The organism is Bacteroidia bacterium (genome assembly GCA_039924845.1).
In the GTDB taxonomy this organism is placed as follows: Bacteria; Bacteroidota; Bacteroidia; order DATLTG01; family DATLTG01; genus DATLTG01.
This window is the reverse complement of record JBDTAC010000054.1, coordinates 73,716-86,303: the sequence shown is the minus strand read 5'-3', so window position 1 is coordinate 86,303 and position 12,588 is coordinate 73,716. Positions and strand designations below refer to the sequence as shown.

13 protein-coding genes are annotated in these 12,588 nt (G+C 30.1%); 12 read left to right on the top strand and 1 reads right to left on the bottom strand.

The window, feature by feature from the left end:
• Window positions 1-19: 19 nt before the first annotated feature.
• The 12 genes from ABIZ51_05960 (at window position 20) to ABIZ51_05905 (ending at window position 11,320) form a co-directional block, all read left to right on the top strand.
• Window positions 20-1,225: an ABC transporter ATP-binding protein gene (locus ABIZ51_05960; protein MEO7088321.1), complete on the top strand. Its 1,206-nt coding sequence runs from the start codon at window positions 20-22 to the stop codon at window positions 1,223-1,225.
• Window positions 1,222-1,944 (top strand): FkbM family methyltransferase, encoded by a 723-nt coding sequence (locus tag ABIZ51_05955; GenBank protein MEO7088320.1) that lies wholly within the window; start codon window positions 1,222-1,224, stop codon window positions 1,942-1,944. The genes ABIZ51_05960 and ABIZ51_05955 overlap by 4 nt, the downstream gene beginning before the upstream one ends.
• Window positions 1,934-2,650 carry an FkbM family methyltransferase gene (locus ABIZ51_05950; protein MEO7088319.1) on the top strand — a complete coding sequence of 239 codons (717 nt, stop codon included), beginning with the start codon at window positions 1,934-1,936 and terminating at the stop codon, window positions 2,648-2,650. Before ABIZ51_05955 ends, ABIZ51_05950 begins: the two co-directional genes overlap by 11 nt.
• Entirely contained in the window at window positions 2,643-3,344 is a 702-nt protein-coding gene (locus ABIZ51_05945) for a class I SAM-dependent methyltransferase (GenBank protein MEO7088318.1), read from the top strand. The genes ABIZ51_05950 and ABIZ51_05945 overlap by 8 nt, the downstream gene beginning before the upstream one ends.
• A complete protein-coding gene (locus tag ABIZ51_05940; protein MEO7088317.1) occupies window positions 3,341-4,231 on the top strand; it encodes an alpha-1,2-fucosyltransferase in 891 nt (296 codons plus the stop codon). Before ABIZ51_05945 ends, ABIZ51_05940 begins: the two co-directional genes overlap by 4 nt.
• Window positions 4,216-5,229, top strand: coding sequence for a glycosyltransferase (locus ABIZ51_05935; protein ID MEO7088316.1), 1,014 nt, complete (start codon window positions 4,216-4,218; stop codon window positions 5,227-5,229). The genes ABIZ51_05940 and ABIZ51_05935 overlap by 16 nt, the downstream gene beginning before the upstream one ends.
• Window positions 5,226-6,134: a glycosyltransferase gene (locus ABIZ51_05930; GenBank protein ID MEO7088315.1), complete on the top strand. Its 909-nt coding sequence runs from the start codon at window positions 5,226-5,228 to the stop codon at window positions 6,132-6,134. Before ABIZ51_05935 ends, ABIZ51_05930 begins: the two co-directional genes overlap by 4 nt.
• A gap of 99 nt (window positions 6,135-6,233) precedes the next feature.
• Window positions 6,234-7,349: a glycosyltransferase family 4 protein gene (locus ABIZ51_05925; protein ID MEO7088314.1), complete on the top strand. Its 1,116-nt coding sequence runs from the start codon at window positions 6,234-6,236 to the stop codon at window positions 7,347-7,349.
• Window positions 7,339-8,229 (top strand): glycosyltransferase, encoded by an 891-nt coding sequence (locus ABIZ51_05920; protein ID MEO7088313.1) that lies wholly within the window; start codon window positions 7,339-7,341, stop codon window positions 8,227-8,229. Before ABIZ51_05925 ends, ABIZ51_05920 begins: the two co-directional genes overlap by 11 nt.
• Window positions 8,226-9,428, top strand: coding sequence for a glycosyltransferase (locus ABIZ51_05915; protein MEO7088312.1), 1,203 nt, complete (start codon window positions 8,226-8,228; stop codon window positions 9,426-9,428). Before ABIZ51_05920 ends, ABIZ51_05915 begins: the two co-directional genes overlap by 4 nt.
• Window positions 9,418-10,443 (top strand): UDP-glucose 4-epimerase GalE, encoded by a 1,026-nt coding sequence (gene galE, locus ABIZ51_05910; GenBank protein ID MEO7088311.1) that lies wholly within the window; start codon window positions 9,418-9,420, stop codon window positions 10,441-10,443. The genes ABIZ51_05915 and galE overlap by 11 nt, the downstream gene beginning before the upstream one ends.
• 4 nt (window positions 10,444-10,447) lie before the next feature.
• On the top strand, window positions 10,448-11,320 hold the full coding sequence (locus ABIZ51_05905; protein MEO7088310.1) for a class I SAM-dependent methyltransferase: 873 nt from the start codon (window positions 10,448-10,450) through the stop codon (window positions 11,318-11,320).
• Here ABIZ51_05905 and ABIZ51_05900 read toward each other — a convergent pair.
• Window positions 11,317-12,483: a hypothetical protein gene (locus ABIZ51_05900; protein ID MEO7088309.1), complete on the bottom strand. Its 1,167-nt coding sequence runs from the start codon at window positions 12,481-12,483 to the stop codon at window positions 11,317-11,319. The two genes, ABIZ51_05905 and ABIZ51_05900, sit on opposite strands and share 4 nt — an antisense overlap.
• Window positions 12,484-12,588 lie beyond the last annotated feature (105 nt).

The following is a 12,588-nucleotide window of genomic DNA, read 5'->3' as shown; positions in this document are numbered from 1 at the left end:
CATTAAAAAAAATTATTTTTTGAAGCCGATTATAGAAATACAAAACATCTCAAAAAAATTTCGCATAGAAGACGAAAAGCAAGCTTATTTAAGTTTGCGTGATTCCCTTGGTACTTTTTTTCAGAAGAATAAAAATAAAAGAGAAGATTTTCTTGCCTTAAAAAATGTCAATTTTGATGTGATGCAAGGCGAAAGCATTGGAATTATTGGAAAAAATGGAGCAGGAAAATCTACTCTTTTGAAAATACTTTCCAAAATTACTCCACCCACTTCTGGAAAAATAATTTCTCGAGGTAGAATTGCCAGTTTATTGGAAGTAGGAACAGGTTTTCATCCAGAACTTTCTGGCAGAGAAAATGTTTTTTTAAATGGTTCTATTTTAGGAATGAAACGTGCTGAAATTCAGAAAAATTTTGATGCGATTGTTGATTTTTCAGGCGTTCAAAAATTTATTGACACGCCTTTAAAACATTACAGTAGCGGAATGCAATTACGTTTAGCTTTTGCCGTAGCTGCATTTTTAGAAAATGAGATTTTAATTATTGATGAAGTGCTAGCGGTTGGCGATGCTGAGTTTCAAAAAAAATGTATGCTCAAAATGGACGAAGTGAGCAAAAGCGGCAGAACGATTTTATTTGTAAGTCACAATATGGGAGCCGTAAAACAATTATGCTCTCAAGTTATATATTTAGAGAAAGGACAAGTGAAAGAAAAGGGCGAATCCGTCAAAATAATTAATAATTATTTGAATTTTAAAATTGAAAGTCCTTCAAAAATTTTTTTTCAAGATGGTCTCAATAAATTTATTCATCTCGAATCTATTGAATTACTAAATGCGGTTGAAAATAGTTTTGTTATAGAATTTGATCAAACCATTGAAATAAAAATAGTGATTAAAGCGAAAGAAAAGCTACAAAATGTATCCATTGGCTTGGGCTTAACAACCTCCGATTATACACCCGTTTTTACAGTACGAAATAATGAGAAAGCGAATATGAATACGGGCGACATATTGGAAGTGGGTACTAAAATAAATCACAATTTAAGAGCCGGTCTTTATATCCTATCAATTGGGGTTGCAAATGGCAATTTTAATTATTATCATAATTCAGACGTGTCTCAATTAGAAATTTTAAATTACGGGACGAAAAATTATATTGAAAATAATACCGGACTTATTAATTGCGATTCGGACTGGATGAACAATAAAATACTACAGGAATGAGCGATCGAAGTGAATATATAAATTCGGATATTCCTATAAAAAGCGAGCTTCTCAGATTATTTAATTCGGAAGACAAATTAATTGTTTTTGATGTTGGGGCTTGTGAGGGTGAAGATTCTATCAGATATGCCAATCTTTTTCCAAAAGCTGACATTTATTCATTTGAACCGAATCCGGAAAATATCAAGTTGATAAAAAAGAATTTTAAAACTTATGATAAACTTCATGTAAAAATAATTGAAGAAGCATTATCAGATACAATTGGAAAAATAAATTTTTATGTGTCATCAGGAATACCTGATAATATTGAAAAAGAAGAAGATTGGAATTATGGCAATAAATCTAGTTCAATACTCCCACCGAAAAAGGTTAATCAAACGCATGCTTGGCTAAAATTCAATAAAACGATAGAAGTCAACGCGAATACGATAAATGCTTTTTGTAAAAAAAATAATATCGAAAGAATTGATTTTGTGCACATGGATGTGCAAGGGGCAGAATTAAAAGTATTGGAAGGTGCTTCTCAAATGATCAATAAAATTAAAGTTATTTGGTTAGAGGTTTCTACCATAGAACTTTATAAAAAACAAGGTTTAAAGAAGGATATCGAAAAATATATGCATCAGAATAATTTTTTTCTTTATAAAAACGAATGTTCTCAATCTTTTGGAGATCAGTTATATGTAAATAAAATTGACTACAATCAAGTTGAAAAATAAAATATTTTTAAAAATAATGTCATTATTTAAGAAAACAGTTAAAGAATTATTTGTGAAAAGATCCTATTCTCAGTCTGGAGAGGATTTAATCATGAAATTTATTTTTGATACCATTGGAATTAATAAACCTTCTTATATTGATATAGGGGCACACCATCCTTTTCATATTAATAATACAGCTATTTTTTATAAGTTAGGAAGCCGAGGAATTAATATTGAACCAAATCCTGAATCTATAAAATTGTTTAAAAAATCTCGACAAAAAGATATTAATTTGAATATTGGTATTGGTTTGAAAGAAGGAAATTTAGATTATTACAAATTGTCCGCATCCTCCCTTAACACCTTTTCTAAAGAAGCTGCGGAGGAATATCAAAAGGAAAATGGCTATAAAATTATTGGAAAGGAAAAAATTAAAATAAGTACTTTAAAAAATATTATAGAAATTTATCACAATGGTATATTTCCGGATTTTTTATCATTAGATGTTGAAGGGATGGATGATGAAATATTGCACTCGATTAATTATAAAAGTAATTATCCAATAGTTATTTGCGTCGAAACAATTTCATTTTCGGAAAAAGGAAAAGGTATAAAAAACGATAATATTATTAGCTTTTTGGAACAGCAAGGATACATAGTATATGCTGATACTTACATCAACACAATTTTTGTTAAAAAGAATAAATGGGAAAATCATGGATGATCAACAAAATAATATAAATGAGATTAATCGAGTTGTTTGGTTAAAAAAAACATTGGAAAAAATCCCTTCCGGTTTGCGTATTCTTGATGCAGGTGCAGGAGAACAGCAGTTTAAAAATTTTTGTGCACATTTAAATTATATGTCGCAAGATTTTGCCCAATACAAACCTGATGAAGTCAAAAATGGCTTGCAAATGCATCAATGGGATTATGGGAAATTGGATATTGTTTCGGATATTGTTGATATTCCTGAGCCAGACAAAAGTTTTGATGCTATTATGTGTACAGAAGTCTTTGAACATATACCGAATCCGATTGCTGCCATTAAAGAATTTGACAGATTATTAAAAAAAGGAGGCTATTTAATTATTACTGCGCCTTTTTGCAGTATGACTCATTTTGCACCTTACCATTATTATTCAGGGTTTAATAAATATTTTTATGAAAAACACCTTATCGAAAATGAATTTGAAATTCTCGAAATTACTGCCAATGGAAATTATTTCGAATTTTTAAAACAGGAAATGAGTAGGGTGACTTCGATAGCTGAAAAATATACCAATCAAAAAAAATCTTTTATAGAAAGCAAAGCGATTGGAATTGTGTATAAAATGCTTGTGAAATTTTCTAAAAAAAATAAAGGATCGGAAGAATTATTGAATTTCGGATTTCACATACTTGCTCGTAAAAAATGATTGTAGTTCGTTTTCAAGGAGGCTTAGGAAATCAGCTTTTTCAGTACGCATTGGCGTTAAGCATAAAGAAAAAATTAAACGCACAAATTGCTATTGATGTATCTTTTTATGATTCTGAATTTACAAGTGCCGGAGCAACAAAACGTGTTTTATATTTAGATGAGTTTACAATACAGCAAATTCCAAGAATACAATCTTCAGAAGAAATTTTAAACCCGCAAATCGTTTCCAAATTGAAACGATTTCTGGAAAGGAATTTATTACCCTATTACAAAAACAGTTACGTTATCGAATCTAAAAAAGGTTTTGATTCAAATATGGTTAAAATTCCAGTAAATTCTTATTTAGAAGGCTTTTGGCAATCATATTTGTATTTTAAAGAAATTGAAATACAGTTAAGGCAAGACTTGCATTTAAAAAAAACAATAACACCTTTTGCACAAGATCTGTTAAGTAAAATTAAAAAATATAAAAATTCAATTGCTGTACATGTTAGAAGGGGTGATTATATTAATAAATATAATCACTTTTACACAATTCTTTCTTCCGATTATTACGATAAAGCATTAGAATATATAATAAATTACAGCAAAGAAAATGCTTTTGGAATATTTATTTTTTCGGACGACATAGCGTGGTGTCGTGAAAATTTGAAATTTGAAACCGAATCAATTTTTGTCAGCCATGAAAATTTAGGGGAAGTGGAAGAATTATTTTTAATGCAAAATTGTTCGCACAATATAATTGCCAACAGCACATTTTCTTGGTGGGGTGCATGGCTCAATACAAATCCGAATAAAATTGTTGTAGCACCTAAAAAGTGGTTTAAAAAACCGGATAATAATTTTGATTCGACTATATACCCAGCATCATGGATCAGCCTTTAGTAACTGTTTTAATGCCCGCTTACAACGCATCTTCATTTTTAGAAGAAGCGATTGAAAGTATATTGAATCAAACATATAAAAACATTGATTTTTTGATTATAAATGATGGTTCTACAGACAATTCGTTAACAATTATAAACAACTATAAAGATTCGAGAATTCGGGTTATTAGCTATAAAGAGAATCGTGGAATTATTGAAACATTGAATGATGGATTAACAAAGGCAAAAGGTAAATACATTGCAAGGATGGATGCAGATGATTACAGTATGCCTCAGCGAATTCTCAAGCAAGTACAACTGCTTGAGAATAATCCTCGAGTTGGAATTGTAGGTACTTATATTCAGAAAAATAAAAAACAAGTGTATCGTAAGCGTATTTTAAATTCAAATGAAATTAAAGCAAGATTATTTTTTGATAATATTTTATCGCATCCAACCATTATGTTTCGTTCGGATATTCTAAAAAAATCAAATCTGAATTACGATAAAAATTATCCTCATGCAGAAGATTATGCTTTTTGGATAAACGCTTTTGATAGCACGGATTACGCGTTAATTCCCGAAATGATGTTGCGTTATAGACAACATGCTGAGCAAATTTCGGTAGTAAAAAGGGAAACTCAATTAGCATCGGTATTTGATGTTCATTCCAATTTATTTTCAAAGATGGGAATTAATCCTAATAAAAAAGAATCGTACATTCATCAAAAAATATTTTTTATTGATTACAGCTATGAGCCTGAATTTTTAACAAGTGTTGAGAATTGGTTGTTGAAATTAAAGAATGCAAATAATAAAATAACTTTGTTTCCGATAAGTGATTTTAACAATGTATTAGCTTGGGTCTGGTTCGAAATTTGTACCGATTTTGCATCAAAAGGATTCAAAACTTTGCAAAAATATAGACAATCAAACCTCTATATTTCAGAGGCTTGTTCCAAATATTATTTTAATAAATTTAGACTAAAAAATAAATTTTCACGAAAAAAAATATGAGTATTACTGTTGTAATTCCTACTTACAATCGCGTTGGAAAATTAATCCAAACACTTGATTCGCTCAAAAATCAAACTTGTTCGAATTTTAATGTTTTGGTAATGGATGACGGATCTCTGGATGATACTTTTCAAAAAATCCAGCATATTAAAAACACTTATCCATACAAGATAGATATTTATACACAAGTAAATTCGGGAGCATCAAAAGCAAATAATAATGCGCTATCAAGAATAAAGGAAGGCTTGATAATTTTATTGGATGACGACATTATTGCTTCAGATAATTTGATTCAAAAACACATTGAACATCACGAAAAATATCCGCAATGTTTATTATCTGGTGCGGCAAATACAGTTCAAGATTCCATTTCAACAGATATAGAGAAATATAAAATACACATGGAAAATGAGTGGAAAAAAATTACCAATAATGGAACAGAGCCTTTAAAAGTGAATTTTGAAAATTTTGTTATTACTACCGCTAATATGTCTTTTACAAAAGAAGTTTTTGAAGCAATAGGTAATTTTGATGAAACACTTAGAGATGGTTATGATTTTGAATTTGGATTGCGCGCTTTGTGTAAAAACATTCCATCGTATTTTGATTTAAATATAACATCTATTCATAATGATAAGATTACGTTAAGGTATTATGCGAAACGGCAAAGATGTTATATCGAATCGAAAAAAAAAATTTTTGCAGACAATCCAGATTATAAAAGCTTTTTCAAAAAAGAAACGGATTATAAAATTAATTTTTTACGTAAACTAATTTATCAAATATTGAAGTCAAATTTTTCTGTTAATTTTATTGAAAATTCCAGTTTGTTTAAGATTCTGCCTCAACAAATAAGATACAAATTTTACGGAAGCACGATTGCGGCATTGAGCTTGGAATTGTAAAATAGGAACTCTTAAATTAACCATTTATAATTCTGAAACGAAAAATAAATTACATCAACTTTTTTAATTATCATATAGAATTTTGACACCAAACTAAGTTTGAAAAAAATAGCTTACATAATTTCCTCTGTCAATAAATCCGTTGCTTTTGAATGGATTGCTGAGGATATTGATTCATCTAAGTTTGAACTTTTTTTTATACTTTTAAATAATCAAAATTCGCCTTTAGAAAATTTTTTAATCAAAAAAGATATTCCTACGTTTCGTGTAAATTATAAAAACAAAAATGATATTCCGCTTGCTATTTTTAAAATAATGAGAATATTAAAGCAGAAAAAAATAGATATTGTTCATTGTCATTTATTTGATGCGTGCATTGTTGGCCTTACTGCGGCAAAAATATTGGGCATAAAAAAAAGAATTCACACGCGGCACAACGCAACCATTCATCATCAATATCATCCACAAGCAGTTAAATACGATAAATACATCAATTCAATTTCTACTGATATTATCGCCATTAGCGAAAATGTAAAAAACATTTTGGTAGAAATGGAACATGTGAATCCAAGTAAAATAATATTGATACATCACGGATTCCAATTAGAAGAATTTGAAAATATTTCGCAAGAGAGAATTGAAAATGTAATTGCGCGAAATTTTAGTTTGAAACCGAAATCTCCCGTAATTGGAGTAATTTCAAGGTACATTCATTGGAAAGGAATCCAATATATTATTCCCGCATTTAAAAAAATAATTGAAATATATCCCAATGCACATTTGGTATTGGCAAATGCAGGCGGTCCGTATAAAAATGAAATTGAAACATTATTAAGCGAGCTACCAAAAAATAATTACACAGAAATAAATTTTGAAGAAGATATATTCGCGCTCTACCAACTCTTTGATATTTTTGTTCATGCTCCGATCGATGAAAAAAGTGAAGCCTTCGGACAAGTATATATTGAAACAATGGCGGCAGGAGTTCCATCGGTTGTGTCATTGTCAGGCATTGCAGCTGATTATATAAAACACAATGAAAACGCACTTGTTGTTCCATTTAAAAATTCAGAACAAATTGCAACGAATATAATACAACTGATAGAAAATTTACCCTTAAAAGAAAAAATAATTGAAGAAGGAAAAAAAAGTATAAAAAAAATATTTTCGATGGATGTAATGATTACTAAATTAGAAAAGCTTTATGGAGAATAATATTTTTTTTACAGTAATTATCCCTACTTATAATCGAGCGCATTTAATTGAAAACACTTTAAAAAGTACACTTGAACAAACTTATGCTTATTATGAAATTATTGTTGTTGATGATGGCAGTACCGACAATACCGAAGAAATTATAAAATCGATCAACAGCAAAAGAATTGTATATTATAAAAAATCAAACGCAGAGCGCGGCGCAGCAAGAAATTTTGGAACAAAATTGGCAAAAGGAAATTATATCACTTTTCTAGATTCAGACGATGTTTTTTATCCCAACCATTTAGAGGTTGCGAACGAAATCATTAGAAAAAATAATTTTCCTGAAATTATTCATCTTCGTTACGAAATAAAAAAAACAAATGGAGATGTTATTCGAAAAATGCCTGTGTGTGAGGGTAATATCAACACAAAATTAATTGAAGGTAATTTAATGAGTTGTCAAGGCGTTTTTTTGCGAAAAGGAATTGCACAACAAAATTTATTTAGTGAAGATAGAGAATTAGCTGTCATGGAAGATTGGGAATTATGGCTGCGTTTAGCTTGTAAATACAAAATACATTGCAACAATGTTATTACTTCTGCTATTATTAATCACGATGAGCGCAGCGTTTTACAAACCGATAAAAATAAATTAATAGAAAGAATAGACTTATTTATGAAAATGGTTTTACAGAATTCAGAAATCGTTTCGTATTATAAAAATGATTTGCATAAATTCAAATCGAGCTGTTATACCTATGTTGCCTTACATTTAGCACTTGTGAAAAAAAATAAAATAACTGCTATCTATTATTTATTAAAAGGAATAAAAGTTAATCAGAAAATTATTTTTTCGAGACGTTTTTTTGCAATACTAAAACATTTGGTATTTTGATTCCGAAAAAAAATATTTTAATTCTAACTTATTGGGATTATCAAGATGCTTTGATACAAACTTATACGCTTCCTTATGTGAGAATAATTGCTGAACAAATTTCCTCCGAAAACAAATTATTTTTAGTTACACTTGATAAAAAAAAATCTCAAAAAGAAACAACTCGGACAGAAAATAATATTGAAAATATCAGTATTTTATACCAGCCTTTAGGCTGGCGAGGATTAATTATGTGGATAAGAACAGTATTCCAATTAATTCTATTAATTCGCGAACAAAAAATTTCTATTATCCATGCTTGGTGCACTCCCGCTGGAGGAATGGGATATATATTATCTGTTTTGACAGGAACAAAATTAATTATTGATAGTTTTGAACCACATGCGGAAGCGATGGTCGAAAATGGCTCTTGGAAAAAAAGTAGTATTGCCTTTAAGTTACTTTTTAAACTCGAGAAGTTACAAGCAAATCGTGCATTGTATTTAATTTCAGCTACAGAAGAGATGAAAAAATATGCGAAAGAAAAATACAATTATCAAAAAGATAATTTTTTCGTGAAGCCTGCTTGTGTTGATTTATATATGTTTTCCGACAAAAATATCAAAAATGAAAAATTACTAAATGATTTAAATTTTAAAAATAAAATAGTATGTGTTTATGCTGGGAAATTTGGTGGAATTTATTTAGAAAATGAAGTGTTTGATTTTTTTAAAGTGGCAGAAAATTACTGGAAAAATAATTTTCGAGTGCTATTGCTTTCATCGCAAAGTAAAGATGAAATTAATACCATGATTGAAAAATCAGGATTACAAAAGGAAACAATTGTACACCAATTTGTTCCACATAAACAAATTCCTAATTATATTGGATTGGCTGATTTCGCTATCACTCCTGTAAAATCAGTGTCGACAAAAAAATATTGCACTCCTATAAAAGATGGTGAATATTGGGCTTTAGGTTTGCCGATTGTCATTACAAAAAATATTTCGGAAGATTCAGATATTATTCGTGAAAATAAAATTGGGAGTGTGTTGGAAGAACTAAATCCAGAAGCGTATCTAAAATCAATTAAAGAAATAGATGCTTTATTGAAAAATAATTCGCGAAACGAGTTGTATAATAAAATTAGACCGATTGCCGAAAAGTATCGTAATTTTGAAATCGCTGAAAAAGTGTATAAACAAATTTATGGAATCTAAAATAATTGTTACGGGAGGTGCGGGTTATATTGGTTCGCACACGATTATTGAGTTACTCGAAAATACTAATTTTGAAGTGATTTCAATAGATAATTTTTCCAATTCATCCGCAATAACTTTTGATCGAATTGAGAAAATTACGGGCAAAAAAGTAAAAAATTACAACATTGATTTATGCAATCAATCGGAAGTAGAAAAAGTTTTTGAAACTGAAAAAAATATTATTGGTATCATTCATTTTGCCGCTTTTAAATCGGTTCCTGAATCGGTTGAAAATCCGGCAAAATATTATCACAATAATATTAATTCCTTACTCAGTATTTTAAATGCTGCCAACAAATTCAATATCGAAAAAATTATTTTTTCTTCTTCTTGTTCTGTTTATGGAAATATTGATAAACTGCCTGTTCAAGAAACCACACTACTCGGAAAAGCGGAATCTCCTTATGCTTACACGAAACAAATTGGTGAAACTATTTTACGCGATTATACTATTGCCAATAAAGGACTTCAAGTAATTGCTTTACGTTATTTTAATCCGGTGGGCGCACATAAATCCGCTTTAATTGGAGAATTTCCGATTAACAAGCCCAATAATTTGGTTCCTGTAATTACGCAAACGGCTATCGGAAAGATAAAAAAAATGATTGTTTTCGGACACGATTATCCAACGCGTGATGGAACGTGTATTCGTGATTACGTGCATGTTTGCGATATTGCTTCGGCTCATGTTATTGCGTTGAAAAAAATAATTTCCGATGACATTTCTGAAAATTTTTCCACCTATAATTTAGGAACAGGAAATGGCGTAAGTGTTTTGGAAGCCATTCATTCTTTTGAAAAAATAAGTGGTAAAAAATTAAATTTTGAAATGGGCGAAAGGCGTGATGGCGATGTAGAAGCGATTTATTCCGACACTTCGAAATCAGAAAAAGAATTGGGTTGGAAACCGAAATTCGATTTGGATGCGATGATGGAAACGGCTTGGAAATGGGAACAAAATTTAGCTGAATAATAAAATGTACGCAACTCATTCTGCTTGTTTGTTATGCAATTCCGATTGTTTGGTAGAATTGGAAAATTACCAACATGCGTATTTGGTGCAATGCCAAAAATGTAATTTTGTTTTCGGAAAACGTATTCCTGAAACAACTGAACTTATTGCACATTATCAAAAATATAAACGTGGTGGAGAGATTTCTGCCATTACGATAAAGCGTTACGAAGAATTACTTGACGCGTTTGAAAAATATCGAAAAACAAATAAAATATTAGACATCGGTTGCGGAGATGGTTATTTTTTGGAAGTCGCTAAAAAAAGAGGTTGGCAAACTTTCGGTACTGAATTTACGGATGAAGCGATGGAAACTTGTGTAAAAAAAGGAATTACAATCCATCAAGGAATTTTAAATTCTGCCAATTATTCCAAAGATAATTTTGATGTGATTACTTCTTTTGAAGTGATTGAGCATATCAATAATCCGCAAAGTGAACTGGAAAATATTCGTGAAATTCTGAGGCTTGGCGGACTTTTTTATTTTACAACGCCTAATTTTAATTCGATAAGTCGATTGGTTTTAAAACAGAATTGGAATGTGATAGAGTATCCCGAACATCTTTCGTATTACACACCCAAAACGATTAATGTATTTTTTCAAAAAAATAATTTTCGGAAAATAAAATTAGACACAACTGGAATCAGTATAAAACGCTTTAAAAAAAGCATTCAAAAAAATAATTTTTCGAATGCCCAAGTTGATGAAGATCAGGAATTACGAGGTAAAATAGAACAGAATATACTTTTGAAAGTGATAAAAAATTCGATCAACACATTGTTGTCTCTTTTTAAAATGGGTGACAGCATCAAAGGATTTTACGAAAAAAAGATTTAGTTTTTTAGCTTCCGTTTCTCTTTTCTAAAATAATTTATGATGAATAATGCGCTTAAAAATTCGGGAGCGTAGGCAATTTTAAATCGCACCAAGGAGCCAAAATTAGAAGTGGACAAACCCACTATTAGTGCGAAAAATAAAACATAAGATAAACAAAAAAGTATCAAAGGATTATCGAGAATAATACGTAACAAGCGAAACACATTGATACGTAGTAATATCCACAAGGTTAATCCGAGATAAACCGTGTTTTCCAGTGCAGATAATAACATCATTACAGTTCTTGATTCCCAAATAAATGGTCGGTACAATCCTGCAACAATTGCAGCCGGAGAAGCTTTCAAAGCTCCTGCTATTGAGGGATCATAACTTCCAATATCAAATGAATGTCCTTCGTAATCAGTGCTTTTTAAATCGTTTTGTTTCACAGATGCTTCTTCCAATAAGCCGGAAATGCTCATAGAGTTTTTCATTGAATTTAAAAGGGCGTATCCGCCTCCAAAACTTATCAAATATATCAAGGGAATAACAGAGTATCTGAAAAATTTATTTTTAATTTTTAAAATACGTGCGTAGATAATCCATACTAAACCACCTGGAAGCAAGGCAAATAAAATATATGGCTTGATGGCAAAAATCACATAGCCACTTAAAAATAATATGAAAAAATTTTTAGCTCGTTTATTTTTTATGATGAGAGAATTGTATAAAGCATAAATAAACCAACAGGAAGCAGATAGCGTTATCGTATCTTTTAAAATCCCTGATCCCCAAAAAACAACGGAAGGAATAAATAAAACTGCAATGGCTAATTGAACAGATATTTCTTGATATAATTTCCCGAACATTAAAAACATTTTCCAAATACCTACAAAGGAAGCCCAAGCTAATAGGACGCTGGCAAGCAAATAGCTTTTAAAAGATATAAATAGAAACGGAACCAATAATTTAGCTACAAAAAAGGTTTTCGAGTCGTAATACATATAAGGCCAAGGATATCCAGTTGTATGACCATCAAATAAATAATAATTTTCAATACTTGCTTTTTGGCTAATTACAGTTAAAAAATCATTCGGATTTTGCACCATCAAATTTGTTAAAGCTCGGGATGTTTCAAAATAAGAAATCGTATCTCCACCGTGGTAATAAAAAATGTACACCATGCAAAAAACGAAAGCTCCAAAAATTTTTGTCATCACCCCTCTTGTATAATATTTGTAAAGAGGGTTGGTTTTTATTTTCCGTTTTTGTATCAACCATGAAATCAG